Genomic DNA, 23,366 nt, shown 5'->3' with positions numbered 1-23,366 from the left:
CCACAGTGCCCGTCGGCAGCTAACGTCTGCCGAGCGGAGACTAACGCCCCGGTGAACGCCAGATGTCATGCCACCCCAACCCGCACCCTCCCTCACCTCCCGCCACCCCAACCCACACCCTCCCTCACATCCCGCCACCCCAATAAGAAATAAGGTGAGCGTCTAGTTGGAAGCGACCAAATCTGCAGGAGCGTCCGGCAACACGCGGCAGGACCTGCAGCAGCGTCCGGCACCAGGCAGCAGGAACTGCAGGAGCGTCCGGGAAGCAGCGGCAGGAACTGCGGGAGCGTCCGGGAAGCAGCGGCAGGAAGTGCGGGAGGGTTAGGAAAAAAGGTAGCGAAAAGTGCGGGGGCGTTGGGATTCACCGGTGGTAGCGTGACGCGTATGCAGGACGTTCCCGGCCGCAACGCCCGGCCCGCCGCCTCCGGCGGAGCCGGCGGAGCCGGGAACGCCCGCGTAGTGGTCGGGCGCAGGCGCCGGGGGAAGAGCTCGAAAGTCTTCCCCCGCATCCTCAATGTCTTCGCACCGCAGCACCCGGCCCAGATCATCGTCCTCGGTTTCGCGGCCGTGATTGCCGTGGGGACCGGGCTGCTGATGCTGCCGGTCTCCCGGAACGGTCCCGGGTCCGCGCCGTTCGTGGATGCCCTGTTCACGTCGACGTCGTCGGTCTGCGTCGCGGGGCTCGTCACCGTTGACACGCCGGTGTACTGGAGCGGCTTCGGGAAGGTGGTGATCCTGGCCCTGATCCAGATCGGCGGGTTCGGGATCATGTCCTTCGGCACCCTGCTGGGTGTGCTGCTGGCCCGCAGGCTGGGCCTCCGTTCCCGGCTCGCGGCGGCCGCCGAGTCGCAGGCGACCGGCCTGGGTGCCGTCCGCCAGGTCATCCTGGGCGTCCTTGCCATCAGCCTCACCGTGGAGGTGATCCTCGCCGGGTTGCTGGCCGCGAGGTACGTCGCCGGCTACGGCTACTCCCCCGACCGCGCCCTCTGGCACGGCATCTTCCACTCGGTGTCCGCCTTCAACAACGCCGGGTTCGCCCTGCATTCGGACAGCCTGATGGGCTTCGCGGGCGACCCCTGGATCTGCCTGCCGATCGCCGCTGCGGCGATCATCGGCGGCCTCGGTTTTCCGGTGCTGTTCGAACTGCACCGGCAGTACCACCGGCCCATCCACTGGAGCATGAACACCAAGCTGGTCCTGCTCGGCACCGCCGCGCTCCTGGTGGGAGGCGCCGGGTTCCTGACCGCCGTCGAATGGTCCAACCCGGCCACGCTGGGAGGGCTCAGGCCCGGCGAACGCGTCCTGGCCGGCTTCTTCCAGTCGGTCACCGCCCGCACGGCAGGCTTCAACAGCATCGACATCGGACAGATGCATCCGGTGTCCTGGCTCGGGATGGACATCCTGATGTTCATCGGCGGCGGCCCCGCAGGCACAGCCGGCGGCCTGAAAATCACCACCTTCGGGGTGCTGTTCTTTATCCTCCTCACCGAGCTGCGGGGCGGAACGGGTGTGAACATCTTCGGCAAGCAGCTGCCCCGCGCCGTGCAGCGCCAGGCCATCACCGTGGTGCTGCTGTCCATCGCCCTGGTGGTCGGATCCACCGTTTTCCTGATGCTCATTACGGACTTCGGCCAGGAACGGATCCTGTTTGAGGTGGTGTCGGCCTTTGCGACGACGGGACTATCCACCGGGATCACCGCGGCTTTGCCGCCGGCCGGGCAGCTGGTCCTGGTCCTGCTGATGTTCGTCGGGCGCCTCGGCCCGGCGACCCTGGGCGCAGCCCTGGCACTGCGGGAGCGCCCGGTTCTGTATGACTACCCGAAGGAAAGGCCCCTCATTGGCTAAGAACGTCTTCTCCCGCAACGGATACCGGCCCGCGTTGGCGGACTCCGTCGTCGTCATCGGCCTGGGCCGCTTCGGCGGCGCCCTCGCGCTGGAACTCGAGGCCCAGGGCACCGAGGTGCTCGGCATCGACGCCAGCGAGGAAATCGTGCAGTCCTACAACGGCCGGCTCACCCATGTGGTGCGGGCGGACTCCACACGGGAGGAGGTGCTGCGCCAGCTCTCCGTGCACGAGTTCGACCGGGCCGTGGTGGGCATCGGCAGCGACATCGAGGCGAGCATCCTGACCACCTCGCGCCTCCTCACGTTCCGCAAACCGCAGATCTGGGCCAAGGCCATCAGCGATCCCCATGCCGAGATCCTGGAGCAGCTCGGCGTGAACCACGTGATCCGCCCGGAGCACGACATGGGCAAGCGCGTCGCCCACCTGGTCCGGGGCTCCCTGCTCGACTACGTGGAGTTCGAGGACGACTTCGTGATGATCCGCACCAGCCCTCCCGCCGAGGCGCAGGACCGCCCCCTCGGCGTGCTGGGCATGCGGGACAAGTACGGCATCACGATCGTCGCGGTCAAGCGCCCCGGCGGCACGTGGGGCCACACCACTGCCCAGACGGTGCTGTATGAGGAGGACCAGATCATCGTCCAGGGCAGCAAGACCCAAGCCGAATTCTTCAGCAACCTCCCCTGACGGTCACCCCGCCTCGACGAAGGTCACCTGCCGCCACGCGCCGGGGCCCGGCTTCGGCGCGGGCTGCTTCCGCGCGGGCTGCTTGGGCACGGGCTGCTTGGGTACTACGGGATTCAGCACCGCCGGGTCGAGCACCGACGCGGCCGGCACGGCGGGTGCCGGTTTCTGCACGACGTCAGGACCGGATTTCCCGACGGCGGGATTCCCGACGGCGGCGGCTGGCCTTCCGGCCGGCACCCGCCGGACGCTGAGCTGCTCAAGGTCCAGGAGCCTGCGAGCGCCGGTCCGGGCGTCGATGATCCAGAACAGGTCAATGTCCGGCAACGTGCTGACCACCCTTCCCTGGTGGGCGAGGCGCCCACGGTGCCACGCCTCGATCTCGTCCCCTGCGGCAAGCTCCGCCAATGACCGCACTTGGAGGTCCCCATCCTCGCCCATCACCGGGCTCCTTTCACGAAACCGTTTCAACAAGGCCAGCCTGCACCATGAAGTTTTCTGCAGCGTTTCGGGGTGGTGTGTTCCAGGTGTCTACGCTGTTTCCGGTTCCGCAGAAAACAGCACCGCCGGCGCGTCCGTCGCAGCGCTAGTTCCCAAGGCGCGGTCGAGTCCGCGGCGAAAATGCTGGGCCTTCCGAAGCGTGGTTGCTGGGGGCCGGCGGGTAGAGGACGTCTTCACGGCTGTAGTGCCCCACAACATCGAAAATTCGCTTCGCGGTCATGGAGCGCCCCAGGTCGACGTCTGCGGCAACGATCCCTTCCTGATCATAGAGAGGACCTGCTATGGCACTGCCGTTAAGTGGCTCGAAGATCGCCGCTCCACCTCGTCCGAGCGCCCTGCCACCGTCTGGCAACTGCACCGGGAAGTCATCCGGAAAAGCAGAGCGGGGAATATATTGAGGAGCCGAGACCACGAACGCACCGGATTCGATCGCGATGTGACTCACCGTGGAGATCCAACCGTCAGAGTCATCGGCCGTCGGGGCCGCCCAGATCTGCACGCCCTGACGATACATCTCATATCGGGCGAGAGGCATGCGGTTCTCCCAACAAATGAGGCCGCCAACCCTCCCGACTGGAGTCTCGGTAACATTCAGGTCCTGTCCGTGACCGACGCCGTGGAAAAGGCGTTCGTGCATCGTGGGCATCAACTTGCGATGTTTCCAGAGCAAACCCTCAGGACCCAGCAAGAGCATGGTGTTGTAGAGACTTCCCGGCCTGGCGGATTCCCGTTCGTTCACTCCAAGCACGCAGTAGATGCCATGCTCGGCACATGCCTTGATGAAACGGTCGATGTGGGGGCCGGGGACGTCGACAGAGTTGTCCCAGAGACGGATCCACATCTCATCGAATCCGTCGAACCGGGCCGCTTGGTAGGCCCATGCCCCTGACGGGTAGAGCGGGATAAACGTTTCAGGAAAAACCGCGAGTTTCACGCCCTGGCCTGCTGCCTCGCCCAGGAGATGGAGCGCCATTGACACCGAGGCCTCCGCATCGAGGATTACCGGGGTGGCCTGAATTGCAGCGATGCGCACAGTTCCTGTGGACATGACGAAACGTTGGCATGCATGCAGCGCTTCGTCAAGACTTCAGATTTCATTGGTCAGCAAGCCCATTAGGGGCTCTTGCTCACCTCCAGGCCGTTGGCGCGTAAAAGCTCATCCTGAAGGAGCTCGCAGGCTAGCTGGGGTTGGACCAGCTTTGCAGCTCGACGAGGTTGCCCTCCGGATCGCTCACGTAGCACCACGTGACCCGCCGTCCGTCGGCCGTCTGCAGCGTCACAATGTCGCCGGCGTCCGCCCCGCCGTTGTCACGGACGGATTCCCGGGCAGCGGTGACGTCGTCGACCACGAAGGCGATGTGGCCCCAGCCGGTGCGATTGGCAGCCGGCGTACCGCCCGCCACGTTCTCGCCGTACGTGTAGATCTCGAGCGTCGGGCCGGTGTCACCGTGGCCGGGCAGTCGCATGTGGACGCCGCGCAGGGTCGCCCCGGGCACGGCCGTTCCCCGCTCCAGATCGGAACCGCCGTAATCGCGCTCGGGCGGGACGACCACGCAGCCGAAGACACGCCCGTAGAAGTCGGCGAGTCGTCGCCAATCGGTGGCAATCACGTTGACGTGGCCGAACCGGGCGCCGTGGGGAACCTGTGTCATGACCTCGATGCTAGTACCTTGGGCAGCGCCGGTAGTTCATATGTCTATCGCGTTGCCCAATGCAATCAAATGAGTGTTCATAGCAGACCATCTCGCAAAGAGCTCGGCCAAGGGCCTGTCATGCTGCTGCTCGACGCGAATGTGTCGACCTGGTTCCAGAAGGAGTGGGAGCACCAGACGAACTGCACCTACAGGAAGGCGGAGCGAAGCTGCCAAGGAGTAAGCAGTCCACACCTGGTCGGGATCGGCACGGCAACCGGCATCGCGGAGGCCGCTAAGATACCCAGCCAAGACGGCTGACTCCAACTCCCGGATTTGCTCCACTGGGACGTCCCCGAACGCGATGGTGGCGCTGACCAGCGTCGCCAGGTCCTCTCCCACAGCGGCAGTGCCTACGAACGCCCAATCAATCAGGACCGTCTGCTGGTTGGCGTCTCGGCCCCTGGAGAACATGTTTCGCCGGTGGACGTCCAGGTGGCAAAGAGTTTGCGGGAGGCTTTCAAGCAACTCGAGTTTTTGCTCTCGCTCACTCCAGAACCGAAGGATGGCGTCCACATCCTGATAAACCGGCTTGATAACGGGATCGTTCTGAAGCAAGCCCAACCGGGCAACGGCTGAACCGGCTTCCTCCAGCCAACCCCTTAGCCAGCGGCGACTCAACCAGAACTTTGACGGATCTGCCCCTGCTTCTACGAAGCGTCCGTTGAACCTCCCCAGATGGTAGGCCGCCAGACGGTAGCGGGACAATGGCCAGACCTCGTGGTCCACGATGTCTTCCAACCACAGCCACGCCGTGCCATCCGGGCGTCGCATCCGGCCAAGGCAGCGAGGCATAGTAAGAGACTCGGTCGTCGGGAGCAGTCCCGAACCATACGCATGGTATTCGCGCTGGGTGTAGTTCCAGAAAGTGGCGTCGTGTGAATCAGGCGGGAGAATCTTCAGGATATCGGACCAAGGAATGTCACCTTCTGGACCGTGCATCGTGCCGTTCAAGCGATACACCCCATACGCTTCACCCCCTCCCGCATGGAAAGGGGTGATTTTCCACGACGCCACTTCTGCTTTGGTTGCTCCAGGGCCGCGTACCACCCAAGACAGCATTTCCCCGTCTATGGCAGGCAAATGCTCAAGCTCATTCACTGCAGGACCATCCCAGGAACTAGCGGTCGTCCACTCGCGGGGACTTCCCCTGATTCTGCGCTTGGAGCAACCAGTTTTGCAATGAAATCGCTGCCCATCTGGCGGGCTCTGCGCACTAGTCAGCCTCGCAGTTTCCCGATGAGATTCGCTCAGGATGTAAAGGGTCTTGAGGGTCTGCGGCAGTTCCCCGACGAATTTCTTCAGAGAGTGACGGCGATCTTCCCGCGGGCATTGCCGGCGTCGAAGTAGCGCATGGCGTCCGGAACCTGGTGCAGCGGGTAGGTGCGGTCGATGGCGGGGGTGAGGGTTCCGGCGTCGAGGAGTCCGGACAGGTACTCCAGGTCCTCGCTGCCCTCGCGAACGGCGAGCATGGTGAGCCGCTGGCGGATGACCAGGGACAGGGCCAGTGCCCGGAACTGCCGGCCGATGCCGCCGGTCCAGGGGCCGCCCTCCTCCCCTCCGGCGACGACGGCCGTGCCGGAGGGCGTGAGGGCGCGGCGCAGGCGTGCGAGCGTGGGGTTTCCGGCGAGATCCAGGATGACGTCGTACTTCCGGGTGCCGTCGGCGAAGTCCTCGCGGGTGTAGTCGATGACATGGTCGGCGCCGAGGGCGCGCACCAGGTCCATCTTCGACGTGCTGCACACGCCCGTGACCTCCATCCCGGAGGCCTTGGCGAGCTGCACCGCATAGCTGCCGACGCCGCCGGAGGCCCCCAGGATGAGCACCTTCTGCCCGGCCGTGATCCCACCGGCGCGGAGCCCCTGCAGGGCGGTGCTGGCGGACACCGGGACCACTGCCGCCTGCTCGAAGGAGAGGTTTCCGGGCTTGAGGGCGAGCTTGTCCTCAAGCGCCACGGTGTACTGCGCGTACGAACCATGGCCGAAGCCGAACACCTCGTCACCGGGACGGAACCGGGTGACGGCCGATCCCACGGCCACGACGGTCCCGGACACGTCCAGCCCCGGAACCGGATTCGTCGGTTTCCGGAGGCCGAACACGAGGCGGAGCAGGTACGGCTTCCCCGTGGTCAGGTGCCAGGTGCCGCGGTCCATTCCTGCAGCGTGGACCCGGATTAGCGCTTCGTTGGCCTTCGGCTCGGGCTTCGGGATGCTCGCCAAACGCAGAACGTCGGCCGAGCCGTAGGCGTCCTGCACGATGGCCCGCATTGACCCGCCCCCGGATTGCGCATCCTCCATCGAGGGTGCCTCTGTGACGCGCTGGCCGTCAGAATCCATGACCGTTTCCTTTTCGAGTAGGGCGAACTTTTTCGTACGCTGTACGAAAAAGATTAGCGTACAGTGTACGAAAGAGCTAGAGCCCGGGAGGACCAATGTCGACAGCAGCCCAGGAGCGTACGACGAAGCGCGTTTCGCTCAGCCGGGAAAGGGTGCTCCGCTGCGCGGTGGAGCTGGCGGACGAGTCGGGACTTGCCGCGCTGACCATCCGCTCGCTCGCGCAAAGCATGGGAACAAAGGCCATGTCGCTGTACCACTACGTCGCCAACAAGGAGGAGATCCTGGACGGCATCGTGGACCTGGTCTTCAGCGAAATCGGCCCCCCGTCGGCGGAAGGCGACTGGCGCGATGAGATGCACCGCCGGGCACATGACGTGCGGGGCGCGCTGCAGCGCCACCCCTGGGCCGTGGGTCTGCTGGAATCCCGGAGCTCCCCCGGCCCGGCAACGCTGCACCACCACGAGGCGACCCTGGCCACGCTGCGTGCCGCGGGGTTCTCCGTGCGGATGACGGCGCACGCGTACGCCCTGCTGGACAGCTACATCTACGGCTTCGCGCTGCAGGAAGCCGCCCTGCCGTTCAAAGGCCGGGACACCGCCGCCGAGGTCACGGCGCCGATTGTGGAGATGTTCTCCACCGGCCAGTACCCGCGCATGGTGGAGATCGCCACCGAGCACGTCCTCAAGCCGGGCTATGACTTCGGTGACGAATTCGACTTCGGGCTGAACCTCATCCTGGACGGCCTGGGCCGCCTGCTCGACGCGCCCCAGTTTTAACCGGTTGACACTGCCACTCTGCACCCAGATAATGCGAATCAGGCCCCATTGTGAGTGCCTATTCGATATTATTCAGAATTTCACTGGCGTCGTTTGACGCGCTGCTGCACAGATCGCTCAACGTCTGCTGATCGTCGCCTCCGAGACGGCTATGGCTGGGACGGCCGATTCACCCTCAACGCGGGCCTCCACCACTACGGCCCCCTCAGGAATGCGCCATGCCCACTCATTTCCGCCTTTTCCTAGCGCCCTTGCTCGCCTTGGCGACAATAGGCGCTTTCGCTTTGCCCAGCGACGCGCCCAAAACGGCCCTCGCCGCCCCCACGACAGTCACCCTCAACCCCGTGGCGGACACCTATGTTTCCACCGCCTCGCCAAACAGCAACTTTGGCCGGGCGACTTCCTTGGCGGTGTCCCAGAACACCTACCGCGTATTGCTAAGGTTCGATGTTTCACTGCCAGCGGGCAGCAGCATCACCAATGTGAGCTTCAGGATCTATTCGAGAACCTCGGTAAACGCGAGCCTGATCGTGCACCCCGCCAGTAACGCCTGGGAAGAAACGACCGTGACTTCCGCCAACCAGCCTGCCTGGCAAACGGCGGAACTTGCCCGGACGGGAGTGCTGCGCTCGAGCCAATACGCGAGTGCAGCTTTGCCAACGAGTGCCGTCGCGCCATCCGGCAGCGTTAGTTTCGGGCTCAATACGTCCGGGTCGCAGGGCAGCCTGGCTTCCCGCGAGGCCTCGCAGCGGCCCCAACTCGTCATTACCTACGATCCAACCCCGCCGCCAGCCATCCCCATTGTGCTACCAGTGGTCGAGACCGTTGGCTTTTCAGGCTCGGGAGACATTTCAGATGACTCTGCCATTTGGGTCGATCAAGCAAACCCGTCCAATAGCGTGGTGATCGCCGACAAGAAGGCGACCTCCGGCGGTGGAATCGGAGTGTTCGGCATGGACGGCAAGCTGATCCAGTTCCGCGGCGACGGGATGATCGGCAACGTCGACGTGAGGACCAGTTTCCCCCTGGCGGGGCAATCGGTAGTGCTGGTCGGGGCCAATAACCGGACGAACAACACGCTGGCCCTATATTCCTTGGACACTGTGACCAGAACCCTTTCGCCCATCGCCGCCCGTAGCATCGCAACTTTTGCGCCCAACTACGGTTTCTGCCTGTATCGCAGCAGTGCTAGCGGTAAGTTTTATGCCTTTGTCACACCGTACGTTTCGGGTAGCATCCAGCAATTCGAACTGTTCGACAACGGTGCCGGCAAGGTCGACGCAACCCTTGTTAGGACGCTGCCAATCAACAGCATCTCTGAGGGCTGTGTCGCTGATGACGGCCTGGGCCATCTTTATGTTGGCCAGGAAGACGTGGCCCTCTGGAAATACGGGGCCGAACCCGACGCCGGTGACAGCCGCGTGGCAGTCGACACCGCCGGCGGAGGCCGGCTGGTGGCCGACATCGAGGGGATGAGCATCGAATACGGTCCGAACGGTACGGGGCGGCTCTTCGTCTCCAGTCAAGGCGATTCCACAATCGCGGTCTATGACCGTGCCGGCGGCAATGCCTTCCTCACGAAGTTCAGCATCGGCGCCAGCGGGACCATTGACGCCGTGACGGGCACCGACGGCGTCGACGTCACCCCACTGAACGCGGGGCCTCAATTCGAACAAGGGCTCCTCGTGGTCCACGACGACACCAACACCGGAGGGACTTCGTCCAACCTGAAGTACGTCCCGCTGAGCGCGATTATTGGGTGACGTCGGCATCCCCCATCGAAGGGACAGCACTAGTTCCAGCCACCGCCCATCCGGATCCGGCCCGGCACGCCCGCGGCGCCGTTGCCGGTGTACAGCCAGAGGACACCGGACGTGTCGACGGCCAGGAGGTCGTTGCGGACGTCGCCATTGAAGTCGCCGCGGCCGGCCATGGCGGACATGTAGTTCCACCCGCCGCCCATCCGCACTCTGGCAAGCCAGCCCGCGCGCCCGTTTCCGGGGTAGAGCCACAGCGTGCCGGCGGTGTCACGCGCCATCAGGTCGGCGCGGCGGTCGCCGTTCATGTCGCCGGCACCGACGAGGGCGGTCATCACGTTCCAGCCGCCGCCCACGCGGACGCGCGGCAGCCAGCCGCCACGCCCGTTGCCCGGGTACAACCACATTGTTCCGGCGGTGTCCCGCGCCAGCAGGTCCGATTTGCCGTCGGAGTTCATGTCGCCAAGGCCCACCATGGCCGTCATGATGTTCCAGCCGCCGCCCACGCGGACGCGCGGCAGCCAGCCGCCACGCCCGTTGCCCGGGTAGAGCCACAGTGTTCCGCCGGTGTCACGGGCGAGCACATCCGGCCGGCCGCCACCGTTCATGTCGCCGGTCCCGACGACGGCGGACATCACGTTCCAGCCGCCGCCCACGCGGATGCGGGGCAGCCAGCCGCCGCGTCCGTTGCCCGGGTACAGCCACAGAGTTCCGCCTGAGTCACGCGCCAGGACATCGGCCTTCCGGTCCGAGTTCAGGTCTCCGGCGGCAACGATCATGGTGATGTGAACACGGTCCGGCAGTACCGCGGCCGCGGCGTCCACCAGGCCGGCGCCGCAGCCCAGCGGGCATCCTGCGGGCATGGGCCGTGCGGTGGCTTTGAGCCGTTCCTCCACAGCGGCGGGGGTTGCGCCCGCGCCGAGCCTGGCCATCAGCAGTGCGGCCGCACCGGCAACATGCGGAGCGGCCGACGACGTTCCCTGGGACGGGTGGTACGAGTCCGCTGCTTCCGTTGTATCGCCGTCGTTCGACGCCGAAAAGATGCCGTCATAACCGCTGACGGTCATATCTCCCCCCGGCGCGGTGACGTCCACGGCAGGTCCGAAGTTGGAGTAATAGGCCCGGGCGCCGGTGCGGCCGCTGGCCGCGACGGCAATGACGTTCTGGCAGTTGGCGGGTTCAGACTCGGAAGCGGGGATGTTCTCGTTTCCGGCCGCTACCACGACGACCGCTCCCTTCCGGTGAGCGGTGTTGATCGCCTCCTGAAAGGTTACGGAACATGGAAAACGGCCACCCAAACTCAGATTGATGACGCGGGCGGGATTAGGGTTGAGAGGCAGATCGTCTACTTGCTCCCCGACTGCCCAGAGAACGCCTGCGACAATGTCCGTGAGTTGCCCCTCACCGCACGCGCCGAGCGCACGTACCGGAAGGATTTTGGCATGGGGAGCTACCCCTGCGACGCCTACCCCGTTCCCGGCAAACGCAGCGATGATCCCTGCCACATGGGTGCCGTGCCAGGACGACGGCGAGTCCAGACTGCAGAGCGCAGGTTCCCCCCAGTCGCCTTCGTCGGTGGGATCTGGATCGCGGCCGTCCTCATCACGGGCAAACTCCGGCTTCAAGATCATGTCATAGCCCGGCAGCACGTTCGCTTCCAGGTCGGGGTGATTGATGATGCCGGTGTCCACCACGGCCACGACCTCGCCCGCGCCGCGGGTGACATCCCAGGCTCCGGCGGCACGAACACCTGCGGGTTCCTGGAACAGGTTCCACTGATAAGGCACACCGGGATCATTCGGCAAGGCAGCCTTCGCCTGCAGGATGGTGTCCGGTTCGGCATAGGCGACGGCGGGATCGGCCCGCAGCGTTGACAGGAGCGTCTCTGCTTCAGCGGCGCCGAGCTTCTTGCCGGTGCGCAGAACGCGTGCGCCGCCAACTGTGGCCCGGACATCCTTGGCCTGTGTGCCGAGCTTGGCCGCCGCGTGGCCGAACACCTTAGCCCGGTCCGCGGGAGCTGCTGCTGCGCCGTTCTTGTACTTGACGATGAACTGGTCGGTCGGGACGGCACCGCGGGCCGGGGCAAGTTCGGCCGGAGCCGTCTTCGGCGCGGCACGGAACGGTGCGGGCTCATCCTCAGCCGCTGACGCGGGCGGCGCGATCAGGACCGCGGCTACCAGCGCGGCGACGCCTGACAGTGTCAGGGATGCACGGAAGAGAGATTGGCGCTGGTGGGGCATTAAGACCATCCTGTGCGGCGTATGTCCTGCCCTGAAGGCTCGGACATGATTGAGGCGCGACCCCCCGCCGCGTCCGGGACCAGTCTACCGGCGGGTGTGACATCCGTCGCTCGGCAGGTGCAGGGCCGATATTCAGTTGATCCAATCTTGAGCAAGTGCTGATCGAGGATTGATTGGAAGCAGACGTTTTCCTGAGCGGCGCCGTGCATCGTAGCGGTGTCAGAAGAAAAAGGTCTCTAGAAACGGATCAGTCCCCATGGACACGTCAGCCAGTTCAGATACAGCCTCCGGCTCAGTGGCAGGAATACCTCTTGCCGCCGCCCGGCGCATTCTGGGCATGGTCGTCGGCACCGTCATCACGGTCGTTTTCCTGGCTGTCTGTGTGGCGGCACCCCTGCTCCACATCGGCTTCTCACCGGTACTGACCGGCAGTATGCGTCCGGCTTTCGCCCCCGGCGACCTGCTGATCACCGCGCCGCAGGCTGTGGCCGGCCTGCAAACCGGCCAAGTGGCCGTCTTTACCCCGCCGGGCGAAACCGTCCCCTATGCCCACCGCATCACGGCCCTGGGCGGCAACAACCCGGACCGCCCGGTGCTCACCACCAAGGGCGACGCCAACCCGGCTCCGGACCACTGGCGGGCCACGCTGAACCAGGACCAGGTACCCGTGGTGGTCGCCACCGTCCCGATGGTTGGCAACGCGCTGCTCTGGGCACAGAACCCAGTCCAGCGGGCCATCTTTACCGCGTTGTTCGGGCTGTCTGTAACGGCCGCCAGCGTGGTCTGGATCCTCCGCGCACCCCCCACAGTTTCCGGGCAGCCCAGCCCGGCTCCCGCCCTCTAACTCAATACCCAACACCGAAGTAAGGATCTCCAATGTCCGGTCTCTCAGCCCGCCCTGCCCGTCGTCCAAACCCCCGCCTGCTGGCTGCCTTCGCAGTCGGCGCCGCCGGGCTTGCCATCACCGGCGGTGGCGTCTACGCCGCACTGAACGCCACGGCGTCCAGCAGTGCCCAGGCCGCCACCAGCGGCGTCCTGAGCCTGACCATGGCCGACAACGGCACCGGCTTTAGCCAGGGTGTCTCCAACCTCGCCCCCGGCGATGTCGTGAACCGCTACGTCACGCTGACCCAGGGCGCCGGCCTCGCCGGCAAGGACCTGACGCTGGCTGTCGCTGACGCCACTCCGACCGTGCTCACAACGCACGAAACCAAGGGACTCCGCGTCACGGTCACCGAGTGCTCCGGCGCCTGGACCCCAGGAGCGGGTACCTGCAGCGGAACCCCAACGGTCCTCCTCACCAGCGCGGCACTGAGCGCCCTCGGCGCACCGGTCTCGGTCAAGACCGGCAACATCGCGGCCAACAGCACAATGAACCTGCAGATTGCCCTGACGCTACCCGACCAGGATGAAACCACCGTCAACGGCACAGCACCCGTCGGCACGGTCCAGGGCCTGTCCTCTGCCCTGACCTGGACCTTCGGCGAAACCCAGCGCACCGCCAGCACCACCGGAAGCTAAGTGAAGTGAGTGTGCACTCCCTAAGCGGCAGAGCGGGGGCCGCTGCAGCGGCCACCGCTTTGCTGCTGTGCACCTCACTGGCAACGGCGGACGCTGCTGGCAGCGCGCAGGCCCGGTCGGTTCCGGCGGCAGTGACCAGCGCCAGTTGGGGGGCCATCGCCGCCATAAGGGAAACCGCGCCGTACGCCCTCGCGCCGCTCGTGATCAGCTTCCCGCACGGCGGGACCGCGGGGCAAGGAAACGTGAAAAGCCAATCGGAACTGTTCGCCGTCGTGAACGTTGGAAACCTCAGCCTGACGGCCGCCGAATATACGGTGACCGCGTCCAACGCCGCGCCGTTCAGCGTTGAGGCCTGCAGCGGCGCATGGGTCCAGAGAGATCACAGCTGTTCCGGGCAGCTGACAGTGCTGACGACTGCATCGACCGCCACGATGTCGTCGATCGTCCCCTCCGCGCCAGGCGCAGCCATTTCGCTGCGTGCACGCCTCACCGGCCAGGCTCCCAACCACACCACTGTGACAATCAACGTGAGGGTCACCCGCGCCCAAGTCCGGCCGGGCACCATGTCCGGAAGCTGATCATGTCCCAGGGTGACCAACCCACACCCACCGCTGCACGAGGAAAGGAGCCGCCATGGCCCCGGAAGGCACTGACGCCGTCTTCTCCTCCACGCCCTTGCTTCGCCTCGCCGAGGACATCCAAAGCAGCACGGCCGCGGCAAGCTACGCGGGCGATTTTCTGCACCTGTTGCCGGCCAGGGTGAAACGCATCCGCAACGCCCTGCGGGACCAGGACACTGCGGCGGCTTTGGATGCCGTCCTCAGCCTGAAAGTGAATGCCCACATGGTCGGCGGGCTGGCGGTGGAACGGGACTGCTGCGCGCTGGAACAGTGCCTGCACGACGGCGACGCCTCCGCCGCGGTCGGCGTCGCCGAAAATGTTGCCAGGGACAGCCTCGCGCTCCAGTTGGCCCTGAAGGAGTTCCTCCGGAAGGCCGGGGACAAAAACCTGGGTCAGTAGTGCCCCGCCGAGATCGCTGCGAGTGACACATGCCGCTGATACGTTCGACGCATGACGCAACTGCCCCCTGACCCGTTGCCGCTGATGGCAAACGATCTTTCAAAGCGTGACGGCTTTGACCACGAGTTCCTGGGACAGCAGGTACCCCTACCCTCGTTGAAGGGCATGGACACTGTCCTGCTGCCGTACACACATTTTTCGGTCCTCATGCGCACCGACAGGCGCCTGGCCGCCATCACGGGCCTCGGCATCGATGGTGAGAAATTGATGGACCTCAGCCGCTCCGGAATCACCTGGAAGTTGGATCCACGGCTGCCCGCGGACCAGCAAACAGGCGAACGGGTCTACGCGAACAACGACATCGACCGGGGCCACCTCGTGCGGCGCGCCTCAGCCGTTTGGGGGGATACACGCGCCGAAGCAGCCCAAGCCAACGAAGACACCTTCCACTACACGAACGCAGCACCGCAGGCGGCCCGGTTCAACCAGAGCATGGAGCTCTGGCTGGGTCTGGAAACGTACCTGTTGGACAACGCAGCCGATTTCCGTCGCCGGCTCATCGTCTTCACCGGCCCCGTCTTCAGCGACCACGACCCCATGTACCGGGCTGTGCAGATCCCGCTGCGGTTCTTCAAGGTCGCTGCGTTCATTCACAACACCGCCCTAGCAGCAACCGGGTACGTCGTAGACCAGACACCGGAGCTGCCTGACCTGTCACGGCCCGGAGTTCAGGGAGGGCCTCCCCCGCTTGGCCCGTTCCGGACCTTTCAAGTGCCGATCCGGGACATCGCCGCCCTCACCGGACTGGACCTCACACAGCTGATAGCGGCCGACCGCATGCCAATCGCTGCCGCACAGCCAACGGCCCCGCCAACCTCCACCTGGCGGCGCCTCCGCACACCGGAGGACCTCAAGCTGAACCTTTGAATTGGACGAAGTGCGTGGGGATCGATTCAGCTGGGGATCGATTCAGTAGAAGGAGATGAGTTCGACGAGCTCACCGACCCTGTCCTCGGGGTAGTTCCGGGCGATGTCTGCCTGGCTGAGGATGCCAACCAGGTCATGGCCGTCGATGACCGGCAGCCGGCGGACCTGGTGCTCCGCCATGACCCTGATCGCCTCTTCGATGGAATCGTCCGCACCGACGGTCACCGGCTTGCCCTGGCCAAAATCCCCGGCTTTTGCCTTCCGCGGGTCACCGCCCTCCGCGAAGCACTTGATGACAATGTCGCGGTCCGTGATCATGCCCTTGAGCCGGTTGTCCTCCCCGCAAATCGGCAGGGCGCCGACGTCCAGCTCTTTCATCTTCCGAGCGGCTGCTTCCAGCGTTTCGTTCTCACCGATGCATTCAACGCCGCCGGTCATGATTTCGCGTGCTGTTGTCATGGCATTCTCCTCAGATGATCTGAATGGGGCTTCTGGAGCTGCCCGGTCGGGCCGCTGCCCTCGGTTTCACCGAGCCCGGCGCCGGTTTCGGTACCGCATGATTCGATGAAGTTCGTTGAATTTTGCACTCATCGCCTTGCCATTAGCCGCGGCGTGCTCGTTGTTCTCCGTCATCCGGGATCCTTCCTGGAAGCAGTGCGCCCGAGTAGCGTGTGTGGAATTTTATCCATGATCATGGTCTGGCGACAGTGCTCTTTGGTTGGGGATGGAGGCGCCTGGAGCGGTTCAGTTCGGGTCGTCCGCAGTGTTCCACCTCCGGTTCCGTACGGTGGCCCTGGAAAGTCCGACGGCGGCGGATGCAGTCCCGCCCGAACGGGACCACCGATGAGGGAACCGGAGTGGAGGCAACAGGGAACGACCCCCGATTACCGGTTCTCGCTCGCCAACGAGCGAACGTTCCTCGCCTGGATCCGGACGTCTCTCTGATGAAGCCGGCCTCCGGAGTCCTGCTCGTACTGGCCGCCGCAGTCATCGGAGCAATAGTCTTCTCGGCGTTGCCCGCCGTCGGCTGATCTTCGCGTTCCAGGCGTCGCCCCACGCCGCGCCGCGACACGCCCGGTACTCTTCCCCCGGAGCCCGTCATGCCCCACACTATGGTCAGGAGTCGTTCCCATCGCGGAAGGCAGGTCAACCATGGTCCCTCTCATCTCCCTTGCAGCTCTCATCAGCCCGCAGGAACACAGGCCCGGAGCAAGCCTCCCCGGCCCGTGGAATCCACCGATCTGACAGAGCTGACGGACCTGTATCTCAGGTCCTACCATCCCGAAGCGGACCGTCTGGACGCCGAAAAGGCAGCCAGCAGGATCAGCAGGATCTTCGCCGGCGCGCACGGAACCCCCATCCCCCAGGCGTCCCTGGCGATAGTCAATGCGGTCGGCCAGATCACCGCAGCCATCCTGGTCACCGACCGCCATGTCGGCGCGTCCAACCCGGGAACGCCCTACATCGCCGAGCTTTTCACCCACCCTGACCACCGCAGGCAGGGGCTGGCCGAAGACCTCCTGCGCCGTGCCATGGATGTCCTGCACACGCTGGGACACAGGACCGTTGCCGTCACCGTGCACAGCAGCAACGCCCCCGCCATGGCCCTGTACCTCTCCAGAGATTTCCGCCGCCTCACGCGGCGGGGCGGGGACGACTAACCAGTTCCTGCAGCGTCAGCCGGTGGCGGCCGCACCGAGCGCGATGGCCGCTGTCTGTTCCTGCCCGCCCCGCTCGAGGGTGATCTTGACGGTGGCCCCGGCGGTGAACTCGGAGGACGTTCCGGACATCTTGTCCTGTACCGATAGGCCCAGCTGGCCGTGCGTCGCCGAGCCCGTGGTGATGATCTCTCGCGCCACCCGCTTGGCTGCGTTGATCGGGATGGAGATACCCAAGCCGATGTTGTCGGCTTGGGCGGAGGATGAATCGGCGGAGGCGATGGCAACGTTTACGCCGATGATCTCGCCCTGTGTGTTGGTCAGCTCACCGCCTGAATTTCCGGGTTGATGGCCGCGTCCGTTTGGATGACTTTAATGCTGGTGGAGGCCTGCCCCGCGCTCGAGGAGTCGTTCTGTGAGCCAGGAACGGCCGATGCCTTCCATCTAGTGGTGCACTGAAGCTTCCCGTCTTAGCGTGGCATTGGCAGAGGGTCGCGAGGGAATTGCTCACGATTAGGGCACGGCGCGACAAACCGGTTAAGTGCCCTTACCCTCAGACGAGGCTGCGGCGATTTGTAGCGGTAAAGGAATCCGCGGGAGTCCCTTCTTGGGGCGGGGCCTCCACCCGGCTTTCTTGGACGCGCGACGCATTCGTCGCGGGAGGCGTGTGGCTGAGTCCGTCTTTGGGAAACGAGTCCGCGTAACGTTCGTCCTTCCCCAAGTGAGGCGATGACGGCCTAATCCATGGCGGCGTGGACGAACATTGGCGGCCATTGCATCGTTAACTGACTGACGTCATCACATTCCAGCCGGCGCCGATCCTCGTCCTGGGGCCAAAGTCCCCTCGGCCGTCTCCGGGGTAGAACCACAACACGCCGCTGCTGTCCCTGGCCACCATGTCCGCAGTGCCGTCGCCAACCCAACCGCTGTTTTGCCGCCTTTGGCTGTTGAGATCCCCTGTGCCGACAATCGCCGTCATGTCATTCCAGCCCGCGCCAACCCGCAACGGGTGACGCAACCCGCCTGTGCCGTCCCCCGGGTAAAACCACAGAACGCCGTTCCGGTCGCGGGCGAGCAGGTCACCTCTGCCGTCCCGCATCCGATCCTCCGCCGGCGTGATCGCCGTCATGGGGTTCCAGCCGCTGCTAACCATCGCCCGAGTGGGAAAGGCCCCCTTGCCGTTGCCCCGGTATGACCACAGCACACCGCCCTTGTCCCGTGCCAGCAGGTCGGCTTTGCCGTCGTCGTCAAAGTCTTCTGTGGCGGCGAGGGCGGTCATGACATTCCAGCCGCCGCCGACCCTCGTACGCGTCAGGAAGGCGCCATTGCCATTGCCATTGCCATTGCCCGGATAGAACCACAACACGCCGCTGCTGTCCCTCGCCAAGGCATCAGCCTTGCCGTCGGTGTTAAGGTCGGCGGCGCCGGCGATTGCCGTCATAACATTCCAGCCGCCGCCCACCCTCGTACGCGTCAGGAAGGCGCCCTGGCCGTTTCCCGGGTAGAGCCAGAGCACACCGCCGCGGTCCCTAGCCAAGACATCAGTCCGGCCGTCGCCGTTGAAGTCGTTCCGCTGCGCGGGGTATCCGAATGCCGGTCCTCGGCCCAGGTCATAACGGGTCCAGCCGTATGGTCCTGACGGCTCTGGCTTGAGCGGGTCCATGCCGAACGAATTGATCCAGCCGGTCGCAACCAGGTCCCCATCTGGTGCCAGCGCCGCGTCAGCCATGTATGCGTCTCCCTGCGGGAAGCCTGACATCACCGCGCCCTCCGTGCCGAAGGTACCGTCTACTGTCCTGTCAGCACGCAGTCGGAAAATTGCGAAAGCGGTGGCTCCCTGCAGCGTCCTATTTCCTGCTGCCAGGAGTCTGTTGGTGCCGTCAATCTGGAGACTGACTATGTGCAGGTCTCCTGGTGATGCCAGATCTGCCAGGAACGTCCCATCGGCGTCATAGGCGCTCAGCCGTTGATGGAATACAGCGACAGTCCCGTCCGAGTACGCGGCAACCTCTAGGCCCGTGGAGGGAAGGTGAACTGAACCGCCCACTCCGAAAGAGGTGTCTAAGCCGCCCTCCGGCAGGAAACGAAGCAGACGTCCCCCGCCTCTTGTCGATCCCGCAATGATTACCCTGCCCGCGCCATCTATGGTCACGCTTTGCGCTGCCCAGCCGTCGTAGGGGTCTTCAGGATTCATCGGCACCTGGTCGAAACTGGACACCAACGATCCGTCGGCGGTATACCGCCATGCCGTTGCCTTGCGCCAAAAGATGGACCCGTTCCAGGTCAGCGCAGTCCCGGCCGCCACTATGGTTCCGTCGACAGCCACGTCAAAACAACTGAAAATGTTGTCGCTGCTGCCTCCGGGAACGGCAGTTCCTGCCGTTCCGAAGGCCTCGTCCACAGCACCGCGCTCGTCCAATCGCATCAGTTGCGTGCTGCTGAGCACGAGTATTCTGCCGTCATCTTGGACTTCCACGTCCGAGACGTCCGGGACTGAAGGAAACGTCGCCACTCCGCCTTCACCGAATGCTGGATCAAGTTCCCCGGCAGGAAGAAGGCGGATCACCCGCAGGACAGAAAGCGTGCTCGGATTGTGGAGCAGTCCAACGGTCACAGTGCGCCCCTGCAGATCAACGTCGACAGCAACTGCCCCCATGCCCTGCCCACCGCCAAGATCGACCACAGCTCTCCCGCGCACACCAAAGGAATCATCCAGGTATGGCGTATCTGCGGCTACAGCCACGGGCGGAGCAATAAGGCCCGCCACCGCAAGCGCTCCCGCGCACAGCAGGGCGAGAATGCCTTTCCTCAGCGTCTGAACCGACGTCGGTGAGTTAGTAGCGAACATGCTGTCCCCCCAAAGCATCCGCGGGTTGTTTCTCTACCGATACCCGTCCACGATCGCCGCAGCAATCTCTTTATACGCCCGCCGGGTCTCCGGCTTCAACACATCCAGGATCACCAGATCCCCGTCGGCGACTCCCCTGTCGTGCGGCACAGCGATCAGCTCGCGGCACATCCCGGCGAGGTGCTCCTCGATGGCGTCCTTGTCCACACGGGACGAGACTTCATCCTTGTCCGTGATCACCACGATCGCATTGCGGGCCAGCTCCTCGTAGCCGTGGCTCGCGAGCCACTGCAGCGTGCTACGGGCGCGCTTGGCGCCGCTCACCGCGTAGCCAGCGGCGATGATCAGGTTGTCCGCCGACTGCAGGATGCCGCTCATCGCATTGTGGGTCACACCGGTGCCGCAGTCGGTCAGCGCCACCGAGTAGTAGCTGGCGATGACCTTCCGGATCCGCAGGTACTCTTCCGCGGTGAGGGAGTCGGAGACCTCCGGGTCCTGTTCCCCTGCGATGAGATGCAGACGGCCGGAGTGGTGCATGTAGCGGGACAGCCCGGTCAGCGAATCGATGGAGTCGATGTTCTTGAGCAGGTCCGTGATGGTCCGCGGCGTGGTCTGCTGGTAGATGCCCTCGCCCAGGGCGCGCTCCACGAGGTCGCCGGAGTCCGAATTCGCGTCGATGAACGCCCATCCCGCAGGCGTCCCTGGCGATAGTCAATGCGGTCGGCCAGATCACCGCAGCAATTCTGGTAACAGGCCGCCATGTCGGCAGCGCCAACCCGGGAACGCCCACCATGGCCCTGTACCTCTCCAGAGATTTCCGCCGCCTCACGCAGCGCGGCGGGGACGACTGACTTACCGGAGATCCAACGACATGGCGGCGGTTCACCACCGCCGCGCAGTCATTCGGGGCCGGCGCCTGTTCCACTTTCACGGGAGAGGGGGAGGTCCATGAACTCGTACAGCTCACGCCACGCGTTATCCAGCCGCAGTTCCGCTAAGACGAGCTCCTCTTTGCCCTGGTTACCTCCACCTTTGGCGCCCTCCCGCAGCGCAACGACTTCGTGATACAGCGCATCAACGCGGTTTAACATCGTCTTGAATTGGTCGTCAGCCGTGGCAAGAGACTACGCCGGCAGGCGGGCATATACACACGGTTGGTGGCGATCGACCAGCTCACGCCGAAGATCACGCCGGCGCCGATGCGCTGCAGCTCAGAACGTCGGTCCGGGCACCGCCCGCCATCCTCATGAAGGCCGCCTCCGGAGCCCTGCTTGCACTCGCCGCCGTGGGCATCGGGGCCATCATTCTCGTGGGGGTGCCGGAATAGAATAAATACCGTCTAAGTTCAAAAGCTCCGCGTATTTATCAAAACTGCGCTAATCTTGATCTTTCCTTGCGGCATTCTTGACCCGATAGGCATATAGGCCAAATCGAGTGCAAATTGAAGGGCTAAGGGTTCGCCAGCGCATCAGCACGCTGCATTGCAGCAAAAGCTTCCTGACTATTGCCCAAGCGCTGGTGAATATTGGCCAAAACCCGCCATGGCGTATCCAGCGAGGGGTCCAACGATGCGGCATGCTCAAGATCAGTAATTGCCTCCGCTGGATACCCCAGGCCGAACTGCGCCACGCCGCGGTGGACGTAGAGAGCCGTCGAGTAGGGGAAGTCGGTCACCAGCGCATCCAATAAATCCTTCGCTTTCGGAACGTCACCGCTGTAGAGGTACCCAAGAGCCAGGGCCGTTCCTGCCTCCTGGGAGTGCGGTGTCCGTTCCCGTGCGAGAGTCCCCCACTCGACGGCGTAACGCGCCGCCTGCTGCTCCCCCTCTGTGGCCGGGCCGGCGAAGGCCTGCGCTGCAAGCAGTGCCGTGTCGCTATCCCAGGCCCTGAGGTGCCAGGCCTGCTTGAACGCCTGCTCGGCCAGGTCATGATTTCCTGCAGCGGCGGACCGGGCTCCGGCCGCCATCGGCCACTCGGCCAAGGCAGCAGGAACAGTAACCCCCAGTCCGGCGATGACCAGCAGCGTCCCCACGAGACGGGGAACTGACCGCAGTTTCCCGGTGGCGAACTTCCGGACGGCGCCGTTCCTGATGGGAGCGGCCCTGCTGGCCTCGCTTCCCAGCAGCCCGCCGCACAGGAAGGCCACGAGCCCCGTGGTGCCGATGGACGTGAAGTGCGTGAGCAGTGCCAGTGAATACGCCGCCACAGTGACCAGCACCACGGCCAGGTACTTGCGGTCGGCAGCTGACCGGGACTTCCTCATCCGACGGATCACCGCTGCCACGGACACCGCAATCAGCACCACCACAAGCAGCAACAGGGGAAAGCCGCCTGCGGCCAGCGTCTGCAGCGGCCAGCTATGGGGCGAATCCGCCGGGAAGCTGTCTCCCACTGTCCGCGCCCATTCGGCCCCGAGATACCCCGGCAGCGCATCAACGAAGCCGTTCGGGCCGACGCCAAACAGCGGATGGTCGGCGAGCAGCCCAAGGGTCTGGTCCCACAACAGCCACCGCCCGTCAACAGTCGCCGTCGACAGCAGCCGTTCGCGGGATGCGGGGGCCAGCAGGACCCCGACGGCGATGCCCGCCGCTGTGAGCCCGGCGCCGGCGGCGATCTTCGGCCCTGTCCAGGACCGGCTTCTCATCCACGTGTAGGCACCGAATACGGCCACGGCCAGCAGCGCGGCCAGGGCCGCACGGGAGCCGGATAGGACGGCCATCCCGGCGCCGGCAATCAGTCCGGCGCGGCGCAGCCACACCTGCCAGGGCCGGTCCGGCTCGCCTTGGGCGGCCAGGACGCCGGTGATGATGACGCCGATGAGCCCCTGGTCGGTGGCGTTGCCCAGCGTCGCCCCGGGGCGCACATCGGCAGCCCCGCCCAGCGGCCGCAGGCCAGCGCTTTCCAGCACCGCGAGGGCGAACACCACCGTGCCTGCACCTGCCAGGGACATGCCAAGAAGGGTGCGCCGGTGGCCGCCGGGGGCGCCGCCCAGGACCTTGGCGCCCACCGCGAAGACGGCCACGTAGACGCCGAGCATCAGCACGCCCTCATACCGCGGCCAGCGTCCGGCCATGCTGGCCCAGGGTGTGTCGGAGAGCAGCATCGCGACGGCGATCCACGATGCGCAGGCGGCAAGCGCAGCCTTGACTGCCGGCGGAAGCCGGGAGCCTGGCGGCGAGAACAGGCCGGCGAGGACGGCAATCAGCACCACCAGGACCTTGATCCAGACAAACCGGAACAGCCCGCCGGGCTGCACGGCCAGGAGGGAACCCGCCATCAGGATGATGCAGAGCCCCGGTAGCCGGGACATAGCTCGTTCCATGCGCATGCTGCAGCCCTCTCCCCCAACGTACTTCGACCAACAATAGCCGCTGGCTGGCAGGTGGCTTTCAACCGAGGCAATAAAGCGCTCTATGCATGTCCAGTAACTTTACAAAATCATTTGGGAAATTCGAATTCGCAGTTAGACTGAGGCGTTCTTTGACAATTTAAAGTGGCGGCCGGTCCGTTTGCTGACCCATGGGGGGTAAAAATGCTCGCTAAGAGCAGGAGATTCCATTTAAGG

Annotated in this window: 21 protein-coding genes and 2 pseudogenes; 11 read left to right on the top strand and 12 right to left on the bottom strand. The window is 64.9% G+C overall.

Going from position 1 to position 23,366, the window contains the following annotated elements:
* Positions 1-384: 384 nt before the first annotated feature.
* Entirely contained in the window at positions 385-1,845 is a 1,461-nt protein-coding gene (locus AC3A3W_RS12940) for a TrkH family potassium uptake protein (protein WP_487443368.1), read from the top strand.
* Positions 1,838-2,530, top strand: a complete 693-nt coding sequence (locus AC3A3W_RS12935) for a potassium channel family protein (RefSeq protein WP_487443366.1) — start codon at positions 1,838-1,840, stop codon at positions 2,528-2,530. The genes AC3A3W_RS12940 and AC3A3W_RS12935 overlap by 8 nt, the downstream gene beginning before the upstream one ends.
* Positions 2,531-2,533: 3 nt before the next feature.
* On the opposite strand, the gene AC3A3W_RS12930 is transcribed toward AC3A3W_RS12935, so the two are convergent.
* The 5 genes from AC3A3W_RS12930 to AC3A3W_RS12910 all read right to left on the bottom strand — a co-directional run bounded on the left by AC3A3W_RS12930 (position 2,534) and on the right by AC3A3W_RS12910 (position 7,055).
* Positions 2,534-2,968: a hypothetical protein gene (locus tag AC3A3W_RS12930; RefSeq protein ID WP_487443365.1), complete on the bottom strand. Its 435-nt coding sequence runs from the start codon at positions 2,966-2,968 to the stop codon at positions 2,534-2,536.
* Between the two features lie 145 nt (positions 2,969-3,113).
* Complete coding sequence (locus tag AC3A3W_RS12925; RefSeq protein ID WP_487443363.1) at positions 3,114-4,076, bottom strand: carbon-nitrogen hydrolase family protein; 963 nt, start codon at positions 4,074-4,076, stop codon at positions 3,114-3,116.
* A 130-nt stretch (positions 4,077-4,206) separates the two neighbouring features.
* Positions 4,207-4,680, bottom strand: a complete 474-nt coding sequence (locus tag AC3A3W_RS12920) for a VOC family protein (protein WP_487443361.1) — start codon at positions 4,678-4,680, stop codon at positions 4,207-4,209.
* A gap of 36 nt (positions 4,681-4,716) precedes the next feature.
* Positions 4,717-5,820 (bottom strand): phosphotransferase, encoded by a 1,104-nt coding sequence (locus AC3A3W_RS12915; protein WP_487443359.1) that lies wholly within the window; start codon positions 5,818-5,820, stop codon positions 4,717-4,719.
* A 200-nt stretch (positions 5,821-6,020) separates the two neighbouring features.
* Positions 6,021-7,055 carry an NAD(P)-dependent alcohol dehydrogenase gene (locus tag AC3A3W_RS12910; protein WP_487443358.1) on the bottom strand — a complete coding sequence of 345 codons (1,035 nt, stop codon included), beginning with the start codon at positions 7,053-7,055 and terminating at the stop codon, positions 6,021-6,023.
* Between the two features lie 95 nt (positions 7,056-7,150).
* Here AC3A3W_RS12910 and AC3A3W_RS12905 point away from each other — a divergent pair, with 95 nt between their 5' ends.
* Complete coding sequence (locus AC3A3W_RS12905; RefSeq protein ID WP_487443356.1) at positions 7,151-7,831, top strand: TetR/AcrR family transcriptional regulator; 681 nt, start codon at positions 7,151-7,153, stop codon at positions 7,829-7,831.
* Positions 7,832-8,049: 218 nt separating this feature from the next.
* Positions 8,050-9,594 (top strand): phytase, encoded by a 1,545-nt coding sequence (locus AC3A3W_RS12900; RefSeq protein ID WP_487443354.1) that lies wholly within the window; start codon positions 8,050-8,052, stop codon positions 9,592-9,594.
* Between the two features lie 29 nt (positions 9,595-9,623).
* Here AC3A3W_RS12900 and AC3A3W_RS12895 read toward each other — a convergent pair whose 3' ends face one another.
* A complete protein-coding gene (locus AC3A3W_RS12895; protein ID WP_487443352.1) occupies positions 9,624-11,828 on the bottom strand; it encodes a S8 family serine peptidase in 2,205 nt (734 codons plus the stop codon).
* 256 nt (positions 11,829-12,084) lie between these two features.
* Here AC3A3W_RS12895 and AC3A3W_RS12890 point away from each other — a divergent pair, with 256 nt between their 5' ends.
* The 5 genes from AC3A3W_RS12890 (at position 12,085) to AC3A3W_RS12870 (ending at position 15,296) form a co-directional block, all read left to right on the top strand.
* A complete protein-coding gene (locus tag AC3A3W_RS12890) occupies positions 12,085-12,672 on the top strand; it encodes a signal peptidase I (RefSeq protein WP_487443350.1) in 588 nt (195 codons plus the stop codon).
* A gap of 32 nt (positions 12,673-12,704) precedes the next feature.
* On the top strand, positions 12,705-13,349 hold the full coding sequence (locus AC3A3W_RS12885) for a TasA family protein (RefSeq protein WP_487443348.1): 645 nt from the start codon (positions 12,705-12,707) through the stop codon (positions 13,347-13,349).
* Between the two features lie 242 nt (positions 13,350-13,591).
* Entirely contained in the window at positions 13,592-13,927 is a 336-nt protein-coding gene (locus AC3A3W_RS12880; protein WP_487443347.1) for a hypothetical protein, read from the top strand.
* Between the two features lie 55 nt (positions 13,928-13,982).
* Entirely contained in the window at positions 13,983-14,369 is a 387-nt protein-coding gene (locus tag AC3A3W_RS12875; RefSeq protein ID WP_487443345.1) for a hypothetical protein, read from the top strand.
* Between the two features lie 51 nt (positions 14,370-14,420).
* Complete coding sequence (locus AC3A3W_RS12870) at positions 14,421-15,296, top strand: DNA/RNA non-specific endonuclease (protein ID WP_487443343.1); 876 nt, start codon at positions 14,421-14,423, stop codon at positions 15,294-15,296.
* Between the two features lie 42 nt (positions 15,297-15,338).
* Here the strand turns inward: AC3A3W_RS12870 and AC3A3W_RS12865 are convergent, their stop codons facing one another.
* Positions 15,339-15,755: a CBS domain-containing protein gene (locus tag AC3A3W_RS12865; protein ID WP_487443341.1), complete on the bottom strand. Its 417-nt coding sequence runs from the start codon at positions 15,753-15,755 to the stop codon at positions 15,339-15,341.
* A gap of 384 nt (positions 15,756-16,139) precedes the next feature.
* Between AC3A3W_RS12865 and AC3A3W_RS12860 the strand changes: the two are divergent.
* Together AC3A3W_RS12860 and AC3A3W_RS12855 are read left to right on the top strand one after the other, a co-directional pair.
* Positions 16,140-16,238 (top strand): annotated as a pseudogene (locus AC3A3W_RS12860) (YidH family protein); the annotation flags it as partial.
* A gap of 284 nt (positions 16,239-16,522) precedes the next feature.
* Positions 16,523-16,957: a GNAT family N-acetyltransferase gene (locus AC3A3W_RS12855; RefSeq protein WP_487443339.1), complete on the top strand. Its 435-nt coding sequence runs from the start codon at positions 16,523-16,525 to the stop codon at positions 16,955-16,957.
* A 15-nt stretch (positions 16,958-16,972) separates the two neighbouring features.
* Here AC3A3W_RS12855 and AC3A3W_RS12850 read toward each other — a convergent pair whose 3' ends face one another.
* The 5 genes and pseudogenes from AC3A3W_RS12850 to AC3A3W_RS12830 form a co-directional block, all read right to left on the bottom strand.
* The gene (locus AC3A3W_RS12850; protein ID WP_487443338.1) at positions 16,973-17,191 is read right to left on the bottom strand and encodes a hypothetical protein; all 219 of its coding nucleotides are present in this window, start codon (positions 17,189-17,191) and stop codon (positions 16,973-16,975) included.
* Positions 17,192-17,735: 544 nt separating this feature from the next.
* Complete coding sequence (locus AC3A3W_RS12845; RefSeq protein WP_487443336.1) at positions 17,736-19,802, bottom strand: FG-GAP-like repeat-containing protein; 2,067 nt, start codon at positions 19,800-19,802, stop codon at positions 17,736-17,738.
* A 33-nt stretch (positions 19,803-19,835) separates the two neighbouring features.
* Positions 19,836-20,480 (bottom strand): annotated as a pseudogene (locus AC3A3W_RS12840) (MinD/ParA family ATP-binding protein); the annotation flags it as partial.
* 221 nt (positions 20,481-20,701) lie between these two features.
* Positions 20,702-20,893: a hypothetical protein gene (locus AC3A3W_RS12835; protein WP_487443334.1), complete on the bottom strand. Its 192-nt coding sequence runs from the start codon at positions 20,891-20,893 to the stop codon at positions 20,702-20,704.
* A 358-nt stretch (positions 20,894-21,251) separates the two neighbouring features.
* Positions 21,252-23,111: an O-antigen ligase family protein gene (locus tag AC3A3W_RS12830; RefSeq protein ID WP_487443332.1), complete on the bottom strand. Its 1,860-nt coding sequence runs from the start codon at positions 23,109-23,111 to the stop codon at positions 21,252-21,254.
* Positions 23,112-23,366: the final 255 nt, after the last annotated feature.

The sequence above is a fragment of the Arthrobacter sp. Soil_N43 genome (assembly GCF_057655195.1).
Note: the sequence above shows the minus strand (reverse complement) of the source record. Positions and strands in the feature narration are given on the sequence as shown.

Coding starts and splice junctions, on each gene's coding strand:
- AC3A3W_RS12940 (WP_487443368.1), top strand. CDS start 385: ATGCAGGACGTTCCCGGCCGCAACGCCCGGCCCGCCGCCTCCGGCGGA.
- AC3A3W_RS12930 (WP_487443365.1), bottom strand. CDS start 2,968: ATGGGCGAGGATGGGGACCTCCAAGTGCGGTCATTGGCGGAGCTTGCC.
- AC3A3W_RS12925 (WP_487443363.1), bottom strand. CDS start 4,076: ATGTCCACAGGAACTGTGCGCATCGCTGCAATTCAGGCCACCCCGGTA.
- AC3A3W_RS12920 (WP_487443361.1), bottom strand. CDS start 4,680: ATGACACAGGTTCCCCACGGCGCCCGGTTCGGCCACGTCAACGTGATT.
- AC3A3W_RS12910 (WP_487443358.1), bottom strand. CDS start 7,055: ATGGATTCTGACGGCCAGCGCGTCACAGAGGCACCCTCGATGGAGGAT.
- AC3A3W_RS12905 (WP_487443356.1), top strand. CDS start 7,151: ATGTCGACAGCAGCCCAGGAGCGTACGACGAAGCGCGTTTCGCTCAGC.
- AC3A3W_RS12900 (WP_487443354.1), top strand. CDS start 8,050: ATGCCCACTCATTTCCGCCTTTTCCTAGCGCCCTTGCTCGCCTTGGCG.
- AC3A3W_RS12895 (WP_487443352.1), bottom strand. CDS start 11,828: ATGCCCCACCAGCGCCAATCTCTCTTCCGTGCATCCCTGACACTGTCA.
- AC3A3W_RS12890 (WP_487443350.1), top strand. CDS start 12,085: ATGGACACGTCAGCCAGTTCAGATACAGCCTCCGGCTCAGTGGCAGGA.
- AC3A3W_RS12885 (WP_487443348.1), top strand. CDS start 12,705: ATGTCCGGTCTCTCAGCCCGCCCTGCCCGTCGTCCAAACCCCCGCCTG.
- AC3A3W_RS12875 (WP_487443345.1), top strand. CDS start 13,983: ATGGCCCCGGAAGGCACTGACGCCGTCTTCTCCTCCACGCCCTTGCTT.
- AC3A3W_RS12870 (WP_487443343.1), top strand. CDS start 14,421: ATGACGCAACTGCCCCCTGACCCGTTGCCGCTGATGGCAAACGATCTT.
- AC3A3W_RS12865 (WP_487443341.1), bottom strand. CDS start 15,755: ATGACAACAGCACGCGAAATCATGACCGGCGGCGTTGAATGCATCGGT.
- AC3A3W_RS12845 (WP_487443336.1), bottom strand. CDS start 19,802: ATGTTCGCTACTAACTCACCGACGTCGGTTCAGACGCTGAGGAAAGGC.
- AC3A3W_RS12835 (WP_487443334.1), bottom strand. CDS start 20,893: ATGTTAAACCGCGTTGATGCGCTGTATCACGAAGTCGTTGCGCTGCGG.
- AC3A3W_RS12830 (WP_487443332.1), bottom strand. CDS start 23,111: ATGTCCCGGCTACCGGGGCTCTGCATCATCCTGATGGCGGGTTCCCTC.